The organism is Streptomyces vietnamensis, assembly GCF_000830005.1.
GTDB classification, from domain to species: Bacteria; Actinomycetota; Actinomycetes; order Streptomycetales; family Streptomycetaceae; genus Streptomyces; species Streptomyces vietnamensis.
The window spans coordinates 3,746,873-3,769,887 of record NZ_CP010407.1 but is presented as its reverse complement, the minus strand read 5'-3'; the positions used below and the strand labels follow the sequence as shown (position 1 = coordinate 3,769,887).

19 protein-coding genes and 3 rRNA genes are annotated in these 23,015 nt (G+C 68.3%); 20 read left to right on the top strand and 2 right to left on the bottom strand.

Features of this window, described 5'->3' with window-relative positions:
• Nucleotides 1-61: 61 nt before the first annotated feature.
• The 3 genes from SVTN_RS16695 (at nucleotide 62) to ilvD (ending at nucleotide 3,518) form a co-directional block, all read left to right on the top strand.
• Nucleotides 62-919, top strand: coding sequence for a sugar phosphate isomerase/epimerase family protein (locus SVTN_RS16695; protein ID WP_078908756.1), 858 nt, complete (start codon nucleotides 62-64; stop codon nucleotides 917-919).
• A 40-nt stretch (nucleotides 920-959) separates the two neighbouring features.
• Nucleotides 960-1,571: a TetR/AcrR family transcriptional regulator gene (locus SVTN_RS16690; RefSeq protein WP_041129811.1), complete on the top strand. Its 612-nt coding sequence runs from the start codon at nucleotides 960-962 to the stop codon at nucleotides 1,569-1,571.
• Between the two features lie 93 nt (nucleotides 1,572-1,664).
• Entirely contained in the window at nucleotides 1,665-3,518 is a 1,854-nt protein-coding gene (gene ilvD / locus SVTN_RS16685; RefSeq protein ID WP_041129810.1) for a dihydroxy-acid dehydratase, read from the top strand.
• Nucleotides 3,519-3,587: 69 nt separating this feature from the next.
• Here ilvD and SVTN_RS16680 read toward each other — a convergent pair whose 3' ends face one another.
• Nucleotides 3,588-5,735, bottom strand: coding sequence for a serine/threonine-protein kinase (locus SVTN_RS16680; protein WP_041129809.1), 2,148 nt, complete (start codon nucleotides 5,733-5,735; stop codon nucleotides 3,588-3,590).
• 157 nt (nucleotides 5,736-5,892) lie between these two features.
• Between SVTN_RS16680 and SVTN_RS16675 the strand changes: the two genes are divergently transcribed.
• From SVTN_RS16675 to proC, 6 genes are all read left to right on the top strand, one after another.
• Nucleotides 5,893-6,198 carry an SH3 domain-containing protein gene (locus SVTN_RS16675; protein ID WP_041129808.1) on the top strand — a complete coding sequence of 102 codons (306 nt, stop codon included), beginning with the start codon at nucleotides 5,893-5,895 and terminating at the stop codon, nucleotides 6,196-6,198.
• An 18-nt stretch (nucleotides 6,199-6,216) separates the two neighbouring features.
• Nucleotides 6,217-6,597, top strand: a complete 381-nt coding sequence (locus tag SVTN_RS16670) for an SH3 domain-containing protein (protein WP_245727555.1) — start codon at nucleotides 6,217-6,219, stop codon at nucleotides 6,595-6,597.
• A gap of 34 nt (nucleotides 6,598-6,631) precedes the next feature.
• Nucleotides 6,632-7,138 (top strand): hypothetical protein, encoded by a 507-nt coding sequence (locus SVTN_RS16665; RefSeq protein ID WP_041129807.1) that lies wholly within the window; start codon nucleotides 6,632-6,634, stop codon nucleotides 7,136-7,138.
• Nucleotides 7,139-7,236: 98 nt separating this feature from the next.
• Nucleotides 7,237-8,055, top strand: a complete 819-nt coding sequence (locus SVTN_RS16660) for an ABC transporter ATP-binding protein (RefSeq protein ID WP_041129806.1) — start codon at nucleotides 7,237-7,239, stop codon at nucleotides 8,053-8,055.
• Nucleotides 8,052-8,789, top strand: coding sequence for an ABC transporter permease (locus tag SVTN_RS16655; RefSeq protein WP_041129805.1), 738 nt, complete (start codon nucleotides 8,052-8,054; stop codon nucleotides 8,787-8,789). Before SVTN_RS16660 ends, SVTN_RS16655 begins: the two co-directional genes overlap by 4 nt.
• A 104-nt stretch (nucleotides 8,790-8,893) precedes the next feature.
• Entirely contained in the window at nucleotides 8,894-9,703 is an 810-nt protein-coding gene (gene proC, locus SVTN_RS16650) for a pyrroline-5-carboxylate reductase (protein WP_041129804.1), read from the top strand.
• A 16-nt stretch (nucleotides 9,704-9,719) separates the two neighbouring features.
• Here proC and SVTN_RS16645 read toward each other — a convergent pair whose 3' ends face one another.
• Nucleotides 9,720-10,307 (bottom strand): cysteine hydrolase family protein, encoded by a 588-nt coding sequence (locus SVTN_RS16645; protein WP_041129803.1) that lies wholly within the window; start codon nucleotides 10,305-10,307, stop codon nucleotides 9,720-9,722.
• 45 nt (nucleotides 10,308-10,352) lie between these two features.
• Between SVTN_RS16645 and SVTN_RS16640 the strand changes: the two genes are divergently transcribed.
• The 11 genes from SVTN_RS16640 (at nucleotide 10,353) to SVTN_RS16595 (ending at nucleotide 23,000) form a co-directional block, all read left to right on the top strand.
• Nucleotides 10,353-11,399 carry a GlxA family transcriptional regulator gene (locus tag SVTN_RS16640; RefSeq protein WP_052499159.1) on the top strand — a complete coding sequence of 349 codons (1,047 nt, stop codon included), beginning with the start codon at nucleotides 10,353-10,355 and terminating at the stop codon, nucleotides 11,397-11,399.
• Nucleotides 11,400-12,039: 640 nt separating this feature from the next.
• Nucleotides 12,040-13,565, top strand: a 16S ribosomal RNA gene (locus tag SVTN_RS16635).
• A gap of 285 nt (nucleotides 13,566-13,850) precedes the next feature.
• Nucleotides 13,851-16,969, top strand: a 23S ribosomal RNA gene (locus SVTN_RS16630).
• An 81-nt stretch (nucleotides 16,970-17,050) separates the two neighbouring features.
• Nucleotides 17,051-17,167, top strand: a 5S ribosomal RNA gene (gene rrf / locus SVTN_RS16625).
• The 16S, 23S and 5S rRNA genes sit together here, the layout of an rRNA operon.
• A 67-nt stretch (nucleotides 17,168-17,234) precedes the next feature.
• Entirely contained in the window at nucleotides 17,235-17,882 is a 648-nt protein-coding gene (locus SVTN_RS16620) for an HAD family hydrolase (RefSeq protein ID WP_041133967.1), read from the top strand.
• Between the two features lie 43 nt (nucleotides 17,883-17,925).
• Nucleotides 17,926-19,125, top strand: coding sequence for an MFS transporter (locus tag SVTN_RS16615; protein ID WP_041129802.1), 1,200 nt, complete (start codon nucleotides 17,926-17,928; stop codon nucleotides 19,123-19,125).
• Nucleotides 19,094-20,269, top strand: a complete 1,176-nt coding sequence (locus SVTN_RS16610; protein ID WP_052499673.1) for an acetoin utilization protein AcuC — start codon at nucleotides 19,094-19,096, stop codon at nucleotides 20,267-20,269. The genes SVTN_RS16615 and SVTN_RS16610 overlap by 32 nt, the downstream gene beginning before the upstream one ends.
• Before the next feature lie 100 nt (nucleotides 20,270-20,369).
• Nucleotides 20,370-21,185 (top strand): phosphatase, encoded by an 816-nt coding sequence (locus SVTN_RS16605; RefSeq protein WP_041129800.1) that lies wholly within the window; start codon nucleotides 20,370-20,372, stop codon nucleotides 21,183-21,185.
• 127 nt (nucleotides 21,186-21,312) lie between these two features.
• Entirely contained in the window at nucleotides 21,313-21,522 is a 210-nt protein-coding gene (locus tag SVTN_RS16600; RefSeq protein WP_030223786.1) for a helix-turn-helix domain-containing protein, read from the top strand.
• Nucleotides 21,523-21,685: 163 nt separating this feature from the next.
• Entirely contained in the window at nucleotides 21,686-21,784 is a 99-nt protein-coding gene (locus SVTN_RS42080; RefSeq protein ID WP_003948845.1) for a 30S ribosomal protein bS22, read from the top strand.
• A 157-nt stretch (nucleotides 21,785-21,941) separates the two neighbouring features.
• A complete protein-coding gene (locus SVTN_RS16595; RefSeq protein ID WP_041129799.1) occupies nucleotides 21,942-23,000 on the top strand; it encodes an NAD-dependent epimerase/dehydratase family protein in 1,059 nt (352 codons plus the stop codon).
• Nucleotides 23,001-23,015 lie beyond the last annotated feature (15 nt).

Sequence of the window (23,015 nt, the reverse complement as noted above, 5' to 3'; positions counted from 1 at the left end):
GGGGCCGGGCGTGACCGGAACCACCCTCCGGCCCCCCGGCCCGCCCCGTACGCTGTTCCCCGTGGCAGAACCAGTGGTGCGCATCCCGGATGCGAAGGTCGCCCTGTCGACGGCCTCGGTCTATCCGGAGTCGACGGCGACGGCCTTCGAGGTCGCCGCGCGCCTCGGATACGACGGCGTCGAGGTCATGGTGTGGACCGATCCGGTCAGCCAGGACATCGAGGCGCTGCGCCGGCTCTCCGACTACCACCAGGTCCCGATCCTGGCCGTGCACGCCCCCTGCCTCCTCATCACCCAGCGCGTCTGGTCCACCGACCCGTGGGTCAAGCTCCAGCGCGCCCAGGCGGCGGCCGAGAAGCTCGGCGCGTCGACGGTCGTCGTGCACCCGCCGTTCCGCTGGCAGCGCCAGTACGCCAAGGACTTCGTGACCGGCATCTGGCGGATGGCGGACGAGACGGACGTCCGCTTCGCCGTCGAGAACATGTACCCGTGGCGGTACAAGGACCGCGAGATGCTCGCGTACGCCCCCGAGTGGGACGTCACCAAGGACGACTACCGGCACTTCACCGTCGACCTCTCGCACACCGCGACCGCCCGCACCGACGCCCTCGCGATGATCGACCGCATGGGCGACCGGCTCGGCCACGTCCACCTCGCCGACGGCAAGGGCTCCGCCAAGGACGAGCACCTCGTCCCGGGGCGCGGCACCCAGCCCTGCGCCGAGCTCCTGGAGCGGCTCGCGCTCACCGGTTTCGACGGGCACGTCGTCATAGAGGTCAACACCCGCCGCGCGATGTCAGCCGCCGAACGCGAGGCCGACCTCGCGGAGGCCCTCGCCTTCACCCGGCTGCACCTGGCTTCGCCCGCCGCCCGCCCGGCACAAAGCCCCCGCCCCGCCGAACGGGCCCCGCGCCCATGACGGACCCGACCCCGCGCCCGAGCGAAGAGGCCCCCGCCCCATGACCGACCCGGCCCCGCGCCGGCGCGGCCGCCCGTCCCGTACCGAGGAGGAGAGCGGCCCGGGCACTCGGACACGGATCCTGGAGGCGGCCCGCGCCCAGTTCGCCGAACGCGGCTACGACAAGGCCTCGGTGCGCGGCATCGCCAAGGCCGCCGGGGTGGACCCGGCGCTCGTGCACCACTACTTCGGCACGAAGGACGAGGTCTTCGCCGCCGCCATCGAGGTCTCCTTCGAGCCCACGACCGTCGTCCCGGCGATCCTCGGCGGCCCGCGCGATGCCATCGGCGAGCGGCTCGCGCGCTTCTTCATCGGCGTCTGGGAGAACCCGGCGTCCCGCGCCCCGCTCCTCGCGATCGTCCGCTCCGCGCTCACCCACGAGGCGGCGGCGAAGGTGCTGCGGACCTTCGTGCTGCGCCGGCTCCTGGAGCGGATCGCGGCCGAACTCGACGTGCCGGACCCGAGCTTCCGCGCGGAGCTGGCCGCCTCCCACATGATCGGGATCGCGATCATGCGGTACGTGATCCAGGTCGAGCCGCTGGCCTCGGCGGATCCGGAGCGGATCGTCGAACAGGTGGCCCCGACGCTCCAGCGGTACCTGACCGAAAGCTGAACACCCGTCCCGCATTACGGACACCCTGTCCAGATCTTGGAGCGTCGGCGTACGCTCGAAAGCAAGCACACCCATCACGAGGAGCGAGCGACGATGCCCGAGCTGAGGTCCCGCACTGTCACCCACGGCCGCAACATGGCGGGCGCACGCGCCCTTATGCGTGCCTCCGGTGTACCCGGCGCGGACATCGGCCGGAAGCCGATCATCGCCGTCGCCAACTCCTTCACCGAGTTCGTCCCCGGCCACACCCACCTCCAGCCGGTCGGCCGGATCGTCTCCGAGGCCATCACCGCCGCCGGCGGCATCGCCCGCGAGTTCAACACGATCGCCGTCGACGACGGCATCGCCATGGGCCACGGCGGCATGCTCTACAGCCTCCCGTCCCGCGACCTGATCGCGGACAGCGTGGAGTACATGGTCGAGGCGCACTGCGCCGACGCCCTGATCTGCATCTCCAACTGCGACAAGATCACCCCCGGCATGCTGATGGCCGCCCTGCGCCTCAACATCCCGACGGTCTTCGTCTCCGGCGGCCCGATGGAGGCCGGTCGCGCGGTCCTGGTCGACGGCACGGTCCGCACGCTCGACCTGGTCGACGCGATGTCCGACGCCGTGAACCCCAAGATCTCGGACGAGGACATGCTCCGGATCGAGGAGAACGCCTGTCCGACCTGCGGGTCCTGTTCCGGCATGTTCACCGCCAACTCGATGAACTGCCTGACCGAGGCCATCGGCCTCTCCCTCCCCGGCAACGGCTCGCTGCTCGCCACCCACACCGCCCGCAAGGCGCTGTACGAGGACGCGGCCCGCACGGTCGTCGACATCACCCGTCGCTACTACGACGAGGACGACGCCTCCGTCCTGCCCCGCTCGATCGCGACCCGCGCGGCCTTCGAGAACGCCATGGCCCTCGACATCGCCATGGGCGGCTCCACCAACACGATCCTGCACCTGCTCGCCGCCGCGCAGGAGGCCGACGTCGACTACGGCCTGCCGGACATGGACGAGGTTTCCCGCCGCGTCCCCTGCCTCGCCAAGGTCGCCCCGAACGTCGCCAAGGACCGCACGTACTACATGGAGGACGTGCACCGGGCCGGCGGCATCCCGGCCATCCTCGGCGAGCTGTACCGCGCGGGCCTGCTCAACGAGGACGTCCACTCCGTCCACTCCCGCTCCATCAAGGAGTGGCTGGACGCCTGGGACGTGCGCGGCGGCTCCCCGTCCGACGAGGCCGTCGAGCTGTTCCACGCGGGCCCCGGCTGCGTCCGCTCCGCGACCGCCTTCTCCCAGTCCGAGCGCTGGGAGGCCCTCGACATGGACGCGGCCGGCGGCTGCATCCGCGACGCGGCGCACGCGTACTCGAAGGACGGCGGCCTCGCCGTCCTGCACGGCAACCTGGCCGTCGACGGCTGCGTCGTGAAGACCGCCGGCGTCGACGAGTCGATCTGGACCTTCGAGGGCCCGGCCGTCGTCTGCGAGTCGCAGGACGAGGCCGTCCAGAAGATCCTCCTCAAGGAGGTCAAGGAGGGCGACGTCGTCGTCATCCGCTACGAGGGCCCCAAGGGCGGCCCCGGCATGCAGGAGATGCTCTACCCGACCTCGTACCTGAAGGGCCGCGGCCTGGGCAAGGCGTGCGCGCTGGTCACCGACGGCCGCTTCTCCGGCGGCACCTCGGGCCTGTCCATCGGCCACGCCTCCCCGGAGGCGGCCTCGGGCGGCACGATCGCGCTCGTCGAGGACGGCGACCGCATCCGCATCGACATCCCGAACCGCTCGATCGAGCTCCTCGTCGACGACGCCACCCTGGCGGCCCGCCGCGAGGCCCTCGGCGGCGTGTACGCGCCGAAGAACCGCGAGCGCAAGGTGTCGGCGGCGCTGCGGGCGTACGCGGCGATGGCGACGAGCGCGGACAAGGGCGCGGTCCGGGACGTGACGAAGCTGGGCTGAGCCCGGTAGGAGCTGTACGAGTGAGGGGAGCGGGTCCGGGACCCGCTCCCCTCACTCATGCGTACGTACTCACCAGGCCGCCGGATCGCGCGCGTCCACCGCGAAGACGGATCCGTCCGGCGCCGTCCCGAACACCCGGTCCCCGGCGACGACGGGCGCGGGGATGGTCGTCGCGTACCCGAGCCTGCCGTCCCGCAGCCGGGGCCCGGTCTGCCCGAGGAGAGCACCGCGCGCGGTGTCGACGGCGAGCAGCCGCCCGTCGGAGGCGGAGAAGTAGAGCCGGTCGCCGGGGCCGACGACGGGGACGGACACGGTGCCGGCTGCGGTCTCCAGCGTCCAGAGCACGCGGCCGCCGGGAGAGGCGGTGTCCAGGGCGATGAGCTGGCCCGTCGGCGTCAGCAGATAGACGGTGGTGCCCCGAACGGCGACCTTGGGTTCGTCCATCAGGGAGGGCACGGGGATCCGGCGAGCGGACCGCTTGGCGGGGTCGTACAGAACGACGGCGTCGGTGCGCGAGTCGCGGTTCGCGGACCGCAGGACCAGCACACCGTCGGCTCCTGTGCCCACGGGGACGAGATCTCCGTCCAGACGCTTCTGCCAGGCGATCTCACCGCTCAGCGGCCGCAAGGCGCTGATCAGGGTGTGTGCGCGACCGGATGCTCCGGAGGATGCTTCGAAGACCGGCAACAGATCGGAGACGGGGTCGTACGGGCCGAAGCGCGGCTCCGAGTGCCCCTGCAGACTGTGGCTCCAGCGCTGCTCCCCCGTGGCGGCTGCGACTGCCTTCAGCCTTCCCGATCCCCCGGCGAACAGGACGGTCTCGTCGGCGAACCGCACGTTGGAGTCGTGTTCGGCGCCCTTCATGTACCAGCCGGGATTGCCGTCGGTTTCGTACGTCCGGAGTCCGCGGTCAGCAGAGCTGACGCCGATCAGGCCGCCGGACATCGGCGCAGGCGCGGAGAAGTTCTCGCTGTCGGCGGCCGGCTGTGACCACAGCACGCGGCCGGCCCCGGGATCGACCCGTGCGATGGCGATGCCCCGGCCCGAGCAGAAGAGTGCGTCGGCGATGTATCCGCAGGCGGGTGCGACGGTATCGCCGTCCTTCTGCAGCGGGGTCTGCCATCCGGCGAAGGCCTTGGCCACCGGGGCCTTGTGCGGGTCGCGTGTGTGGGCGCCATCGCCGCTGAACTGGACGGCGGCGAAGGCACCGACCCCGGCCAGCACGAGGAGCGCGGTGGCCGTGACGGGCCAGCGGGGCGGCCGTCGACGCCGGGGCTGCTCCGTGGTCACGCGTACGGGAGTGTCCGCGTCCCAGGAGCCCGGAGACCGAGGCGCGGGGGTGGGCAGGACAGGGGCCCGCCGCTGTGACGGTATGAAGGCCGCCGCCTCGTACGAGGGCGGCAGCAGGGCGGTCATGATCTCGCCCGGAGTCGGACGTTCCGCCGGTTCCTTGGCGAGGCAGCGTGCGACGAGCGGGGTGAGGTCGGCCGGAACGCCCGTCAGATCGGGCTCGTCGTGCACGACTTGGTACGCGACGATGTAGGGACTGTCGGAGTCGAACGGGCCGTGTCCGGTCGCGGCGTGCACGAGGACGGACCCGAGGGCGAACACGTCCGCCGCCGGTCCGACCTCGCGCGGACGCTGGAACTGTTCGGGCGCCATGAAGGGCGGCGACCCGATCAACTTCCCCGTCTCCGTGTGGAGATCGCTGTCCACCGGCCGGGAGATGCCGAAGTCGATGACCTTCGGTCCGGTGTCGGTGAGCAGGACGTTGCTCGGCTTGAGGTCCCGGTGGACCACACCGGCCCGGTGGATGTCGCGCAGGGCCTCCGCGAGCCCTGCGGTCAGCCGGCGCAGCTCGGCGGGGGAGAGGGGCCCGTTCCGCTTCACCTGGTCGGCGAGGGTGGGGCCGGGGACGTACAGCGTCGCCATCCAGGGGCGTACGGCATCGGGGTCGGCGTCCACGACGGGCGCGGTGAAGGCGCCGCTCACCCGGCGGGCGGCCGCGACCTCCTGGCGGAACCGGGCCCTGAACTCCGGGTCCTCCGCGTACTGTCCGTGCACGACCTTGACGGCGAGCCGCAGTCCGGAAGGGGAGGTGGCCAGATGGACCACCCCCATGCCGCCCGCTCCGAGACAGGCCTGAAGGCGGTACTCGCCCGCGTATTCAGGTCCTTCTGCGTCCCGGTCGGCACCGGTACTGCGCAACGGCGGCATCGCCCACCCCCGTGTGATTCCCCGTTGAGTCCGCGCGCGTGCGCGACGCACGGAGCCTAGTCCATGGTGCGTGCGATGTCGGAAGGGCTTGCTAGCCTGCGCGTCGCAGAGAGTGAATTTCAGCGGAGCGATTCCGCTGTCAACGGGGGAGGCCGTCATGACTGTTGAAGAGACGAGCGCCGCCACGGAACCGGACGAGGTGGTCACCATGGGCGTCGCGCGCTATCCGATCGCACCCGGCTACCGCGTCAACGTGCGCTCCGGCCCGGGCACGAAGTACCCGATCGTACGGACGCTGTTGGCCGGCGTGAGCGTGCCGATCTACTGCCAGACCCCGGGCGAGTCGATCTCCGGCCCGTACGGCACCACGAATCTCTGGGACAACATCGCGAGCGACGAGTTCGTCTCGGACGCGTACGTGAACACCGGCAGCGACGGCTACGTCGCCCGCCACTGCGGCTGACGGGGGATGAGGAAGCCAATGCTCCGCAGAAGAATGCTCACCACTGCCGGCGGCACGGCCGCCGCCCTGGGCCTGGTGCTCGCCAGCGCTAACGGCTCCTCCGCAGTCGAGATCGCGGCGTACCGTACGGCCCCGGCTGCCACGACCGGCGTCGCCCGGTACCCGATCGCGCCCGGCTACCGCGTCAACGTGCGCTCCGGCCCGGGCACCAAGTACGAGATCGTGCGGACCCTCGCGCTGGGCGTGAGCGTGCCGATCTACTGCCAGACGGAGGGCGAGACCATCACGGGTCCGTACGGCACCACGAACCTCTGGGACAACATCGACAGCGACGAGTTCGTCTCGGACGCGTACGTGCACACCGGCAGCGACGGCTACGTCGCTCGTCGCTGCGGCTGACCCTTTCCGTCGCCGCCCGGGGATAATCGACCCTGTGAGCGACGAAGAGCAGACCCCCAGCAAGACCGGCACCGGGCCGCAGCCGGAGGAGATCCGCTTCTTCGGCACGACCTGGGTCGACCACAGCGGCAACTACGCACTGCGCCGCGCCGGCCTGGCCGCCGGCGCGCTCGCCGCTGCCGTCGCGGCCTGCTTCGTGCTGCGCTTCGCCTACGAGGGCCTGCAGATCGCCGACGTCGGCGGCCTCGTCAACACGCTGGTCGTCATCATGTTCGCCGTCTGCAGCGCCATCGCCTTCGGCAAGACCTGGGAGGGCTTCGTCCGCCGCCCGGCCGACCCGGCGCGCGAGGAGTCCCTCCGCAGCCTGAAGGCGATCGGCTTCATCGGCGCCCTCCTCGCCTACGCGGCCCGCTGCTTCGTCGAGGCCCCCGGCGAGAAGCTGCACCGCACGGAGTACGAGACGGCCGTGGAGCAGTACGAGAAGCGCCGCACCACCCGCACGGGCAACCCGGCGGCCCGCAAGAAGCCGAAGCGCAAGTAGAACCGGGTCGCGCCCGCCCGCGGGCCGCACCCGAAGAGCCCACCCCGTCCCCGTCCAAGTCCTTGACGACGGGCACCCCCAGGCCCATTATTCATCACATGGTGAATAAACCGGCGGGCGAGCCCGAGAACGCGGCCATCACCGCGCAGAACCTCACCGCCACCCGAGGCGACCGCCAGGTCCTCCGCGGCATCGACTTCACCGTCCGAGCGGGCCGCGTCACCGGTCTCCTCGGCCCCTCCGGCTGCGGCAAGACCACCCTCATGCGGGCCATCGTCGGCACCCAGGCCAAGGTCGCCGGCACCCTCCAGGTCCTCGGCCGCCCCGCCGGCGACCCCGCCCTCCGCACCCGCATCGGCTACGTCACCCAGGACCCGTCCGTCTACGACGACCTCACCGTCCGCCAGAACCTCGACTACTTCGCCGCCGTCCTGCTCCCCGGCCGCGCCCACCGCCAGGACCGCCGCACCGCCGTCGACCGGGCCGTCGAGGACGTCGACCTCGCCGACCACGCCGACTCCCTCGCCGGCCGACTCTCCGGCGGCCAGCGCAGCCGGGTCTCCCTCGCCGTCGCCCTCCTGGGCACCCCGGAACTCCTCGTCCTCGACGAGCCCACGGTCGGCCTCGACCCCGTCCTCCGCCGCGACCTGTGGAACCTCTTCCACCGGATCGCCGCCGACCGGGGCACCACCCTCCTCGTCTCCTCCCACGTGATGGACGAGGCCGAGCGCTGCCACCGGCTCCTCCTCATGCGCGAGGGCGAGATCCTCGCCGAGGACACCCCCGAGGCCCTCCGCCGCCGCAACGACACGCCCACCGTCGAAGAGGCCTTCCTGCACCTCGTAGACGCGGCGAACACCCGAGCCGCCGACCAGGAGCGGGCGAACACCCGAGCCGCCGACCAGGAGCGACCGTGAACGCGAACCGCACCCTCGCCACCGCCGCCCGCGTCCTGCGCCAGCTGCGCCACGACCCGCGCTCGATCGCCCTGATGCTCCTCGTCCCCTGCCTGATGCTCGTCCTGCTCCGCTACGTCTTCGACGGAAGCCCGCAGACCTTCGACAGCATCGGCGCCTCGCTCCTCGGCATCTTCCCGCTCATCACGATGTTCCTGGTGACCTCCATCGCCACCCTCAGGGAACGCACCTCAGGCACCCTGGAACGCCTCCTCGCCATGCCCCTCGGCAAAGCGGACCTCATCGCCGGCTACGCCCTCGCCTTCGGACTCGTCGCCGTCCTCCAGTCCCTCCTGGCCACCGGCCTCGCCCTCTGGTTCCTCGGCCTCGACGTCATCGGCTCCCCCTGGCTCCTGCTCCTGGTGGCCCTCCTCGACGCCCTCCTCGGCACCGCCCTCGGCCTCTTCGTCTCCGCCTTCGCCGCGTCCGAGTTCCAGGCCGTCCAGTTCATGCCGGCCGTGATCTTCCCCCAGATCCTGCTCTGCGGCCTGTTCACCCCGCGCGACCGCATGGCCCCCGCCCTCGAAGCGATCTCGAACGTCCTGCCGATGTCGTACGCCGTCGACGGCATGAACGAGGTCCTGCGCCACACCGACATGACCACCGCCTTCGTCCGCGACGCCCTCGTCGTCGCCGGCTGCGCCGTCCTGGTCCTCGGCCTCGGCGCGGCCACCCTCCGCCGCCGCACCGCCTGACCGCCCCCGACCACCCCTGACCGCCCCTCGGACACTCCACGCACCCCGGGCCCCACCGGTGAAAGGATGTCGAAAAGGCCCCCTCCGGCGAGGTGAACAGACCCATGACCCAGACCGTCGCAGTCCTCGGCACCGGCAAGATCGGTGAAGCGCTCCTCAGCGGCATGATCCGCGCCGGCTGGCGCCCCGCTAACCTCCTGGTCACCGCCCGCCGCGCCGAACGCGCCGAGGAACTCCGCAACCGCTACGGCGTCGAGACCGTCACGAACGCCGAGGCCGCCAAGCGCGCCGACACCCTCATCCTGGCCGTCAAGCCGCAGGACATGGGCCGCCTCCTCGACGAGCTCACCCCGCACGTCGCCGCCGACCGCCTGGTCATCAGCGCCGCCGCCGGCATCCCCACGTCCTTCATCGAGGACCGCCTCACCGCCGGCACCCCCGTCGTCCGCGTCATGCCGAACACCCCCGTCCTCGTCGACGAGGGCATGTCCGTCATCTCGGCCGGCAGCCACGCCACCCCCGAGCACCTCGCCCACACGGAGGAGATCTTCGGCGGCGTCGGCAAGACCCTCCGCGTCCCCGAGTCCCAGCAGGACGCGGCGACCGCCCTCTCCGGCTCGGGCCCGGCCTACTTCTACTTCCTCGTCGAAGCCATGACCGACGCCGGCATCCTCCTCGGCCTGCCCCGCGCCCAGGCCCACGACCTCATCGTCCAGGCCGCCATCGGCGCCGCCGTGATGCTCCGCGACAGCGGCGAGCACCCGGTCAAGCTCCGCGAGGCCGTCACCTCCCCGGCCGGCACCACGATCAGCGCCATCCGCGAGCTGGAGAACCACGGCGTACGGGCCGCCCTGATCGCCGCCCTGGAAGCGGCCCGCGACCGCAGCCGCGAACTGGCCTCCGGCAACAGCTGACCGATCACCCCTCCTTCTACTTCGCGGAAGCACCCTTCAGCACGTCCTCCGTGGACACGACCCGGGCGAACCGCCCGCCGTGCAGCGACACCGCCGTCGCCCGGGTCAGCTCCTCCGCCGTCTGCGTCCAGCCGAACGGCCCCGCCAGGTCGAAGGTGTGCATGGCATCCAGCGGGAACAGCACGTCGTACCCCAGGTTCCCGCCCATCCGGGCGGTCGTCTCGTTGCACATGTTGGTCTGGATCCCGACGACCACGAACTGCTCGACCCCGGCCCCCTTCAGCCATGCATCCAGATCGGGCTCCCCGTAGAAGGCGGAGTTCACGGACTTCGTCACGAAGAGCTCAGGCCCGGACCCCTTCCCCCGCCGCTCCTCCACGAAGTCCTTGAACGCGTTCCCCTCGGTCCCCGGCTCCAGCGGCGAACCCGCCCGAGGCGAGTCGTGCCGTACGAAGACGACCGGCCGCCCCGTCTCCTGCCAGGCGTCGATCAGAGCCGCGATGTTCGCCTCCGCCTCCGGATTGTTCCGCCGCCCCCAGAACTCCTGCTCGAAGCCCTTCTGCACGTCGATGACCACCAGCGCTGCGTTCTCGTTGATCTCCATGACAACGATCCTCCCGCCGGAGACCTCCGCGTCCCAGGGGTACGAATGCCAGCGATCGATGCTTTACTGCCAGACGTGCCACGGAACCCCACATCCCACCCCCAGCGCATCGCACTCGTCGCCTTCCCCGGCATCCGCGCCTTCGACGTCTCCGTCATCACCGAGGTCTGGGACAGCGACCGCACCCTCCGCGGCGTCCCGCCCTTCGAACTCCGCCGCACCGCCGCCGACCCGCACACCCCCATCCCCCTGCGCGGCGGCCTCACCCTCACCCCCGACCGCCCGCTCGGCTGGCTCGACGACCTCACCCCCACCGACCTGGTCGTCGTCCCCGGCATCGAGGACCCCTACGTCGACCTCCCGGCCCCCGTCCTCGACGCCCTCCGCCGCGCCCACACCGCCGGCATCCCGGTCGCCTCGCTCTGCGCCGGCGCCTTCGTCCTCGCCCGCGCGGGCCTCCTGGACGGCCGCCGCGCCGTCACCCACTGGCACCTGGCCGGCACCCTGGCCGCCCTCCACCCGGCCGTCCAGGTCGAACCGGACGCCCTCTTCGTCGAGGACACCGGCATCTGGACCTCGGCCGGCACCGCCGCGGGCATCGACCTCTGCCTCCACCTGATCCGCACCGCCCACGGAGCGGAGGCGGCAGCCACCGTCGCCCGCTCGATGGTCACGGCCCCCTTCCGTACGGGGACCCAGGCCCAGTTCATCGAGCACCCCACACCCCGCGCCGACCGCGACGCCGACGCCCTCGCCGCCGTACGCGCCCACGCCCTGGCCCACCTCGCCGAACCGCACACCGTCGCGAGCCTGGCCGCCCTCGCCGGCATGTCCCCCCGCTCCTTCGCCCGCCACTTCCAGGCCACCACGGGGACGACCCCCCTCCACTGGCTCATCACCCAGCGCGTCGCCGCAGCCCAGAAGCTCCTCGAACGCACCGACCACCCCCTCCCCGAGGTCGCCCGCCGCGCGGGCTTCGGCAGCGAGGTCACGATGCGCCAGCACTTCGCCTCCCACCTGGGCACCAGCCCCCGCGACTACCGCCACGCCTTCCGTCACCCGGGCAGAGGTACGCCCACGGAGCAGGGTTGACACGCCCCCTCCCCGTCCGTAGTGTTCTCCGAGTTGTCCGACGTGAGCACCGACCCCGGTCGGCCCCGGACAGCAATTCCGCAAGATCCACAGAAGCTGACGGTGCTTTGTCGCGCCGTCGCGCTTCCGCGCGTTTTTGCGAAATGAGGAATTCGCGTTCGAAGGTCTGAGCGCAAGCCGCCCGATTAGCGTCGGAGGGCAGGAATCCGCTAAAGTCTCACTCGTCGGAACGGCCCAACAGCCGGAAAGACAAACCCCCTGACTGGGAGTCAGACGCCGAAAGGATCTGATAGAGTCGGAAACGCCGGAAGGGCCCGGAGCGAAAGGGACCGGAAAGCACCGAGGAAATCGGATCGGAAAGATCTGATAGAGTCGGAAACGAAGGAAGCGCCCGGAGGGCCCGGAAACGGGAACGAAGGAAGCGTCCGCACCTTGAGAACTCAACAGCGTGCCAAAAATCAACGCCAGATTAGTTGATACCCCGTCCATCCTTACGGATGGCCGAGGTTCCTTTGAAAAGTCCTGCCGGCCCTCGTGGCGGGCAGGCAACATACACAGCGAGGACGCTGTGGACGGTCGGCCACATTCCGGCATGACCGTCCCGCTCAACGCGAGTGTGCCACCGGATCACCGGTGAACATTCACGGAGAGTTTGATCCTGGCTCAGGACGAACGCTGGCGGCGTGCTTAACACATGCAAGTCGAACGATGAAGCCCCTCGGGGTGGATTAGTGGCGAACGGGTGAGTAACACGTGGGCAATCTGCCCTTCACTCTGGGACAAGCCCTGGAAACGGGGTCTAATACCGGATACGACCCGGGAAGGCATCTTCCCGGGTGGAAAGCTCCGGCGGTGAAGGATGAGCCCGCGGCCTATCAGCTTGTTGGCGGGGTAACGGCCCACCAAGGCGACGACGGGTAGCCGGCCTGAGAGGGCGACCGGCCACACTGGGACTGAGACACGGCCCAGACTCCTACGGGAGGCAGCAGTGGGGAATATTGCACAATGGGCGCAAGCCTGATGCAGCGACGCCGCGTGAGGGATGACGGCCTTCGGGTTGTAAACCTCTTTCAGCAGGGAAGAAGCGCAAGTGACGGTACCTGCAGAAGAAGCGCCGGCTAACTACGTGCCAGCAGCCGCGGTAATACGTAGGGCGCAAGCGTTGTCCGGAATTATTGGGCGTAAAGAGCTCGTAGGCGGCTTGTCACGTCGGGTGTGAAAGCCCGGGGCTTAACCCCGGGTCTGCATCCGATACGGGCAGGCTAGAGTGTGGTAGGGGAGATCGGAATTCCTGGTGTAGCGGTGAAATGCGCAGATATCAGGAGGAACACCGGTGGCGAAGGCGGATCTCTGGGCCATTACTGACGCTGAGGAGCGAAAGCGTGGGGAGCGAACAGGATTAGATACCCTGGTAGTCCACGCCGTAAACGTTGGGAACTAGGTGTTGGCGACATTCCACGTCGTCGGTGCCGCAGCTAACGCATTAAGTTCCCCGCCTGGGGAGTACGGCCGCAAGGCTAAAACTCAAAGGAATTGACGGGGGCCCGCACAAGCAGCGGAGCATGTGGCTTAATTCGACGCAACGCGAAGAACCTTACCAAGGCTTGACATATACCGGAAAGCATTAGAGATAGTGCCCCCCTTGTGGTCGGTATACAGGTGGTGCATGGCTGTCGTCAGCTCGTGTCGTGAGATGTTGGGTTAAGTCCCGCAACGAGCGCAACCCTTGTCCTGTGTTGCCAGCATGCCCTTCGGGGTGATGGGGACTCACAGGAGACCGCCGGGGTCAACTCGGAGGAAGGTGGGGACGACGTCAAGTCATCATGCCCCTTATGTCTTGGGCTGCACACGTGCTACAATGGCCGGTACAAAGAGCTGCGATGCCGTGAGGCGGAGCGAATCTCAAAAAGCCGGTCTCAGTTCGGATTGGGGTCTGCAACTCGACCCCATGAAGTCGGAGTTGCTAGTAATCGCAGATCAGCATTGCTGCGGTGAATACGTTCCCGGGCCTTGTACACACCGCCCGTCACGTCACGAAAGTCGGTAACACCCGAAGCCGGTGGCCCAACCCCTTGTGGGAGGGAGCTGTCGAAGGTGGGACTGGCGATTGGGACGAAGTCGTAACAAGGTAGCCGTACCGGAAGGTGCGGCTGGATCACCTCCTTTCTAAGGAGCACAGCACCGGATGCGAGCGAACGTCTCGCACGGTCAGCTCATGGGTGGAACGTTGATTAGTTGGCACAGTCAGGGACGAGAGACCGCTAGTACTGCTTCGGCGTGGAACACGGGATTCGAGGAACGGACTGTGCCTGGCACGTTGTTGGGTGTCTGAGGGTACGGCCGTCATGGTCATGCCTTCGAGGATGCCGGCCCCAGTACAGCACCGCCTGGCGGTGTGTGATGGGTGGCTGGTCGTTGTTTGAGAACTACACAGTGGACGCGAGCATCTGTGGCCAAGTTTTTAAGGGCGCACGGTGGATGCCTTGGCACCAGGAACCGATGAAGGACGTGGGAGGCCACGATAGTCCCCGGGGAGCCGTCAACCAGGCTTTGATCCGGGGGTTTCCGAATGGGGAAACCCGGCAGTCGTCATGGGCTGTCACCCATGCCTGAACACATAGGGCATGTGGAGGGAACGAGGGGAAGTGAAACATCTCAGTACCCTCAGGAAGAGAAAACAACCGTGATTCCGGGAGTAGTGGCGAGCGAAACCGGATGAGGCCAAACCGCAGGCGTGTGAGACCCGGCAGGGGTTGCGCATGCGGGGTTGTGGGATCTCTCTTCTGTCGTCTGCCGGCGACAGGACGAGTCAGAAACCGTATGGATAGGCGAAGGACATGCGAAAGGTCCGGCGTAGAGGGTAAGACCCCCGTAGCCGAAATCTGTACGGCTCGTTGGAGAGACACCCAAGTAGCACGGGGCCCGAGAAATCCCGTGTGAATCCGGCGGGACCACCCGCTAAGCCTAAATATTCCCTGGTGACCGATAGCGGATAGTACCGTGAGGGAATGGTGAAAAGTACCGCGGGAGCGGAGTGAAATAGTACCTGAAACCGTGTGCCTACAAGCCGTGGGAGCGTCGGGATGTGCTTGCACATCCTCGTGACTGCGTGCCTTTTGAAGAATGAGCCTGCGAGTTTGCGGTGTGTTGCGAGGTTAACCCGTGAGGGGAAGCCGTAGCGAAAGCGAGTCCGAACAGGGCGATCCAGTAGCACGCTCAAGACCCGAAGCGGAGTGATCTAGCCATGGGCAGGTTGAAGCGGAGGTAAGACTTCGTGGAGGACCGAACCCACCAGGGTTGAAAACCTGGGGGATGACCTGTGGTTAGGGGTGAAAGGCCAATCAAACTCCGTGATAGCTGGTTCTCCCCGAAATGCATTTAGGTGCAGCGTCGTGTGTTTCTTGCCGGAGGTAGAGCACTGGATAGGCGATGGGCCCTACCGGGTTACTGACCTTAGCCAAACTCCGAATGCCGGTAAGTGAGAGCACGGCAGTGAGACTGTGGGGGATAAGCTCCATGGTCGAGAGGGAAACAGCCCAGAGCATCGACTAAGGCCCCTAAGCGTACGCTAAGTGGGAAAGGATGTGGAGTCGCAGAGACAACCAGGAGGTTGGCTTAGAAGCAGCCACCCTTGAAAGAGTGCGTAATAGCTCACTGGTCAAGTGATTCCGCGCCGACAATGTAGCGGGGCTCAAGCGTACCGCCGAAGTCGTGTCATTGCAGCAAAAGCCCCAACGGGTGCTGTGATGGGTAGGGGAGCGTCGTGTGCCGGGTGAAGCAGCCGCGGAAGCGAGTTGTGGACGGTTCACGAGTGAGAATGCAGGCATGAGTAGCGATACACACGTGAGAAACGTGTGCGCCGATTGACTAAGGGTTCCTGGGTCAAGCTGATCTGCCCAGGGTAAGTCGGGACCTAAGGCGAGGCCGACAGGCGTAGTCGATGGACAACCGGTTGATATTCCGGTACCCGCTTTGAAACGCCCAATATCGAGCCCATTAATGCTAAGGCCGTGAAGCCGTTCCGGACCCTTCGGGGAAAGGAAAGTGGTGGAGCCGTCGACCCAAGGTGGTAGTAGGTAAGCGATGGGGTGACGCAGGAAGGTAGTCCAGCCCGGGCGGTGGTTGTCCCGGGGTAAGGGTGTAGGGCGTCACGTAGGCAAATCCGCGTGACACATAGCCTGAGACCTGATGCCGAGCCGATTGTGGTGAAGTGGATGATCCTATGCTGTCGAGAAAAGCCTCTAGCGAGTTTCATGGCGGCCCGTACCCTAAACCGACTCAGGTGGTCAGGTAGAGAATACCGAGGCGTTCGGGTGAACTATGGTTAAGGAACTCGGCAAAATGCCCCCGTAACTTCGGGAGAAGGGGGGCCACGCCTGGTGATGAGTCTTGCACTCTGAGCTGGGGGTGGCCGCAGAGACCAGCGAGAAGCGACTGTTTACTAAAAACACAGGTCCGTGCGAAGCCGTAAGGCGATGTATACGGACTGACGCCTGCCCGGTGCTGGAACGTTAAGGGGACCGGTTAGCTTGGTTTCGACCAGGCGAAGCTGAGAACTTAAGCGCCAGTAAACGGCGGTGGTAACTATAACCATCCTAAGGTAGCGAAATTCCTTGTCGGGTAAGTTCCGACCTGCACGAATGGCGTAACGACTTCTCGACTGTCTCAACCATAGGCCCGGTGAAATTGCACTACGAGTAAAGATGCTCGTTTCGCGCAGCAGGACGGAAAGACCCCGGGACCTTTACTACAGTTTGATATTGGTGTTCGGTTCGGCTTGTGTAGGATAGGTGGGAGACCGTGAAGCAGCCACGCCAGTGGTTGTGGAGTCGCCGTTGAAATACCACTCTGGTCGTGCTGGATGTCTAACCTCGGTCCGTGATCCGGATCAGGGACAGTGTCTGATGGGTAGTTTAACTGGGGCGGTTGCCTCCCAAAGGGTAACGGAGGCGCCCAAAGGTTCCCTCAGCCTGGTTGGCAATCAGGTGTTGAGTGTAAGTGCACAAGGGAGCTTGACTGTGAGACCGACGGGTCGAGCAGGGACGAAAGTCGGGACTAGTGATCCGGCGGTGGCTTGTGGAAGCGCCGTCGCTCAACGGATAAAAGGTACCCCGGGGATAACAGGCTGATCTTCCCCAAGAGTCCATATCGACGGGATGGTTTGGCACCTCGATGTCGGCTCGTCGCATCCTGGGGCTGGAGTCGGTCCCAAGGGTTGGGCTGTTCGCCCATTAAAGCGGTACGCGAGCTGGGTTTAGAACGTCGTGAGACAGTTCGGTCCCTATCCGCTGTGCGCGTAGGAATATTGAGAAGGGCTGTCCCTAGTACGAGAGGACCGGGACGGACGAACCTCTGGTGTGCCAGTTGTCCTGCCAAGGGCATGGCTGGTTGGCTACGTTCGGGAGGGATAACCGCTGAAAGCATCTAAGCGGGAAGCCTGCTTCGAGATGAGTGTTCCCACCTCCTTGAGAGGGTAAGGCTCCCAGTAGACGACTGGGTTGATAGGCCGGATGTGGAAGCCCCGTAAGGGGTGGAGCTGACCGGTACTAATAGGCCGAGGGCTTGTCCTCAGTTGCTCGCGTCCACTGTGTTAGTTCTGAAGCAACGAACACGCCCCCTGCGGGGTGCGGCGGTTCGTAACTTCATAGTGTTTCGGTGGTCATAGCGTTAGGGAAACGCCCGGTTACATTCCGAACCCGGAAGCTAAGCCTTTCAGCGCCGATGGTACTGCAGGGGGGACCCTGTGGGAGAGTAGGACGCCGCCGAACAATTTTTAGCCTCAACCCCCGGACCTTGTCCGGGGGTTGAGGCATTTTTGCGTTCTACGCTGTGGTCATGCGATACGACCTGGTCATCTTCGACAACGACGGTGTGCTCGTGGACAGCGAGCCCATCTCCAACACCCTGCTGGCCGGCTATCTGACGGAGCTCGGGCACCCCACCACGTACGAGGAGTCCGTGCGGGACTACATGGGATCCGCCATGCATCGCATCCATGAGCTGGTCGAGGAGCGGAGCGGGCAGCGGTTGCCGGCGGACTTCGACGACGTCTTCCACGCGCGCGTGTTCGCCGCGTTCCAGGCGGAGTTGGCGGCCGTGCCGGGGGCCGCGGACGTGCTCAAGGGGCTCGCCGCGGTCGGGGCTCCGTACTGTGTGGCCTCCTCGGGGAGCCATGAGCGGATCCGGGTCGGGCACCGGACGACCGGGCTCGACGCGTACTTCGGGGACGAGACGATCTTCAGTGCCGAGGACGTGGGCCGTGGCAAGCCGGCTCCCGACCTGTTCCTGTACGCCGCCGAGCGGATGGGGGTCGCTCCCGAGCGGTGTGTGGTCGTCGAGGACAGCGGGCCCGGCGTGCAGGCCGCCCTGGCGGCCGGGATGGACGTGTACGGGTTCACCGCGATGACGCCGGAGGCCAAGCTCAGCGGGGCCAAGGGGTTCTTCGGGGGGATGGACGAGCTCCTCGCGATTTTGGGGACGTGATCCATCTACCCATCGGTAGTTACCGGCCGTACGCTGTGCCGCCATGACGGATGCGCGGTTGAGGCGTGGGCGGGGATCCCTGGCGGGCAGTTTCTTCGTGCAGGGGGTCACCTTCGCCCTGCTCGTGACTCGAATACCGGCGATCCAGGACCAGTACGGGATCTCGGACGGGCTGCTGCCGGCCTTCCTGGCCGCCGTCCCGATCCTGGCGGGTGTGGCGAGCGTGGCGACCGAGAAGGTCGTCGCCCGGGTGGGGCCCGCGGTCGTGCTGCGGTGGGCGCAGCCCTTCGTGCTCCTGGCGCTTCTTGCCGTCGGGCTCGGGTCCCAGCTCTGGCACGCGGCGATCGCGCTCGGGCTCTTCGGGATCGCGGTCGGTTCGCTCGACGCCTCCATGAACATGCTGGGGGTGAGCCTCCAGCGGGCGTACGGGCGGAGCATCATGCTCGGCTTCCACGCCTCGTACAGCCTCGGCGGGATCGCGGGGGCCTCGCTGGCCTGGGTGGGGGCCCACTGGCACCTGTCGCTGTTCGTGTCGTACCTGCCGGTGGTGGCCGTGCTGCTGCCCGCCGCGTTCGTCGGCAGCCGGTGGTACGTGGCCGGTGGGGACTCCGGGGCGGTCGAGGCGGGGGACGGCAAGGGGAGCGGTGTCGTCTTCAAGGTGCTGCTGCCGCTCTGTCTGGTGATGACCTTCGCGTACATCGGGGACTCGACGGTCTCCAACTGGAGCGCCAAGTACCTCCAGGACGTGCTCCACAGCTCGGAGGAGCTGGCGACCGTGCCGTACAACGCGTACATGGTGACGACGCTGCTCGGGCGGGCCGTCGGGGACTTCGGGGTGCGGCGGTTCGGGGCCGTCGTGGTCGTCCGGGTGGGGGCGGTGCTCGCGGCGCTCGGGTTCGCGGTGGTCGCGGCGGCGCCGGGTGCCTGGGCGGGGATCGCCGGGTTCACGGTGCTCGGGCTCGGGCTGAGCGTGATCGTGCCGCAGACCTTCGCCGCGGCGGGGAGGTTGTTCCCGGGGGCCAGTGACGCGGCGGTCGCGCGGCTCAACGTCTTCAACTACGTGGGGTTCCTCGTCGGGTCCCCTCTGGTGGGTGCGCTCGGGGACGCGTGGAGCTATCGGGGGGCCATGTTGGTGCCGATGGTGCTGGTCCTGGTGACGGTGGTGTATGCCACGTCGTTCGGTGCGCGAGAGGCCCGATACGGTGGCGGGCATGAGCAGCCGCGCACTGTTGATGTGGGATGAAGCCGTCACGCGGTACGACTTCGGGTCCGAGCACCCGATGGATCCCGTACGGCTCGCGCTGACGATGTCGCTGGTGCGGGCCTACGGGCTCGACCGGGCGGTGGACGTGGTGGCGGCGAAGCCGGCCGGGGACTCGACGCTGCGGCTCGTGCACCGCGAGGACTACGTGGCGGCGGTGCGGGCGGCCTCGGCGGATCCGCGCCGTGCCGACCAGTCGTACGGGCTCGGGACGGTCGACGATCCGGCGTTCGCCGGGATGCACGAGGTGTCGGCGCTGATCGCCGGGCAGTCGGTGGGCGCGGCGGAGGCGATCTGGCGCGGGGAGGCCGCGCACGCGGTGAACTTCGCCGGTGGACTGCACCACGCCATGCCGGGGACGGCTTCCGGTTTCTGCATCTACAACGACGCCTCGCTCGCCATCGCCCGGCTGCTCGAACTGGGCGCCGAGCGGGTGGCGTACGTGGACGTGGACGTGCACCACGGGGACGGGGTGCAGGCGGCGTTCTGGGAGGACCCGCGGGTTCTGACGGTCTCGCTGCACGAGCATCCGCGGACTCTGTTCCCGCAGACGGGCTGGCCGGAGGAGACGGGCGCGGCGGGGGCCGGTGAGGGCGGGGCCGTGAACGTGGCGCTGCCGGCCGGGACGGGGGACGCGGGGTGGCTGCGGGCCTTCCACGCGGTCGTGCCGGAGCTGCTCGCGGACTTCCGGCCACAGGTCCTCGTGACGCAGCACGGGGCGGACACGCACTTCGAGGATCCGCTGGCCCACCTGGCGGTGTCGCTGGACGCGCAGCGGGCGGTGCAGGAGGCCTGTCACGAGCTGGCCCACGAGCATGCGGACGGGCGCTGGCTGGCGCTCGGCGGCGGCGGGTACGCGGTGGTGGACGTCGTACCGCGGTCGTGGACGCATCTGGTGGGGATCGCGGCGCACGCTCCGGTGGATCCGGAGTCGGTGATCCCGGCGTCCTGGCGGGACGAGGTGTACGCGCGGACCCGGCAGCTCGGGCCGGCGCGGATGACGGACGGGCGGTGGCCGGTGGGCTTCCGGGACTGGGCCGAGGGGTACGACCCGGCGGACCGGCTCGACCAGGCGGTCCTCGCGACGCGGAAGGCGGCTTTTCCGCTGCGGGGGCTGCTGGCCTAGCCGCCGGCCCAAGGGAACGTTCTGCTGGGTGTTACGCCGACGGTGGGGTGTCCGGGAGGTTTGGATCCCCGTGCGGTGGTGTTCCGGCAGCATCGGACGGGTGTGGAGTACCGGGGCGCTGCGGGCGCATCTGTTGGCGGCGGGCCTGGCGGGCACGGTGGCGACCTCGCGGGAGGAGAACCTGCGGAGCTATCGGCTGTTCGCCGCGCGTGATCCGCGGGTGCTGCTCGGGCTCGACCCCGAGTGGGGGTGGGACGAGGCCGGTCTGCTGCGGCTGATGGCCGACAAGTGCGGGGTGTCGGGGGATCCGGCGCACCGGTCGGGTCCTGACGTCATCGATCCGGAGCGTACGGTGCGGGGGCTCGACGCCTTCGCGGCGCGCCTGGGTGCGGCGGCCGCGCGGCGGGTTCCGGTGCTCCTCGGGACGGGTCATCCGCACCGTCTGCTCGGTTTCTACGTCGCTCTCGCAGACGCCTTGTCGGCGGCGGGATGTCTTGTCCTCACACCGGCGCAGGGGCGATGTGTCGACATAACGACCCGGTTCGGCGTACGTACGTACCTCCTCGACTACGTACGCGGTGTCGCGCTGGTACGGGAACCCGGGCCGTCGGGGGACGGGCGCGTGCCGGGGGCGCACTCCCACTCGCCGCTGCCGGTTAGGGCCGCTCTGGAGAGCGCGGCCGACGGCGGCGGGCCGCTGCCGGAGCTCGTGGTGGGGGACCACGGATGGGTCTGCGGGGCAGGTCAGCTGGGTATCGAGGCCATCGGTCTGGCCGATACGGATGATCCGGCGCTGTTCGTCGGTGAGGCGGAGGGACAGGTGTCGGTGGCCGTTCCGCTTGATGACGGCGTGCGCTCCGCCTCGTACCTCCCGCTCACGCGCTATGTACTCAATCGAGCGTGTCTGTCACGGTAAACGGCCGATGGCAGCTCCTCTTCCCCACTCGTACCACCCGCCCCTAGTCTGGAGAGTGAGCGCTCGGCGACGAAGAGTCACCGGAGGGGAAGCCGGTGGGCGTCGCGGCGGAAGGTACAGGTGGGTCATGGCTGCTGGCGATCGACCTCTCAACGAGGTCAAGTTTCTGACCGTGGCGGAAGTCGCCTCGGTGATGCGCGTCTCGAAGATGACCGTGTACCGCTTGGTGCACAGCGGTCATCTGCCGGCGATCCGGGTGGGCAGGTCCTTCCGGGTGCCGGAACAGGCGGTTCACGAGTACCTGAGGGAGTCCTTCGTGGGGGTGGGGACCGCGTAGCGAGCGCGCGGCCGAACAGCCGGTGAGCGGAGTCCGGCCCTCGGATTACTTGCGCGGTGCTCGGGACGGTAGGCTAGGCCGACGTAGGTCGTGTGGGCCCAGACGCCCCGCACCGATCCCCGCCGGGAGGCGGGGATGTTCCGAGAAGTGAGCGAGGGTAGTCGTGGGCTCTGTTATCAAGAAGCGGCGCAAGCGGATGGCGAAGAAGAAGCACCGCAAGCTGCTCAAGCGCACGCGCGTTCAGCGTCGCAACAAGAAGTAAGGCGACAGCTGCTTCGCAGCGTTTTGCGTCAGGCGTGGCCCTTCACCGTTCGCGGTGGGGGGCCACGCCTTTGCCTTTGTGCCGCGGCTTTTATCCCGCGGAAATCTCGAGGCGCTACGGTGTCGACCAACGGGAGTGACGGACGGAAGGCGCTGCTTTGGGCAAGGTCGTGCTCGTCACCGGTGCCGCCCGGCATCTGGGCGGCCGTTTCGTGCGGCGGATCCAGCGGGACCCGGAAGTGGAGCGGGTGATCGCCGTGGACGCGGTCGACCCCGCGCACCAGCTCGGTGCCGCCGAGTTCGTACGGGCGGACATCCGCCGGCCCGAGATCGCCAAGGTCCTCGCCGAGCACGACGTCGACACGGTGGTCCATCTGGACGTCACCGGTACGGCGCTCGGCGGCGGCGGCCGGACGTCGGTCAAGGAGACCAACGTCATCGGCACCATGCAGCTCCTCGGCGCCTGCCAGAAGTCGCCGAGGATCCGGCGGCTCGTGATCAAGTCCAGTACGAGCGTGTACGGCTCCGCGCCCCGGGACCCGGCCGTCTTCACCGAGACGACGCCCGCGAAGTCCCTGCCGAGCGGCGGCTTCGCGAAGGACGCCGTCGAGGTCGAGGGGTACGTCCGGGGCTTCGCCCGGCGCCGGCCGGACGTGGCGGTGTGCGTGCTGCGGTTCGCGAACATCCTCGGGCCCCGGGTCGACTCCCCGCTCGCCGAGTACCTGGCGCTGCCGGTGCTGCCGACCGTCCTCGGCTACGACCCGCGGCTGCAGTTCGTCCACGAGGACGACGTGATCGACGTCCTGCGCCTGGGGGCCCACGAGCCCCGCAGGGCGACCCAGAACAGCGGCACGTTCAACGTGGCCGGGGACGGGGTGCTGCTGCTGTCCCAGTGCGCGCGGCGCCTCGGACGGCCGACGGTACCGGTGCTGCTGCCCGCGGTCACCTGGGTGGGCACCGCGCTGCGCACGGTCGGGATCACCGACTTCGCGCCCGAGCAGATCCGGCTCCTCACACACGGCCGGGTCGTCTCGACGGTCCAGACCCGGGAGGTCCTCGGCTTCTCGCCGCGCTACTCGACGGCGGAGGCGCTCGCGGACTTCGCGCGGGGCCGGGGGCCCGGGCTGCTGCCGCCCGAGCTGCTCGCCGGGGCGGTGGACCGGCTCGCCGGGCGCCTCGCCCCCACTGACGCTTCCACCCTTCATCACGGCGCCTGAGGAGATCCGACTGCG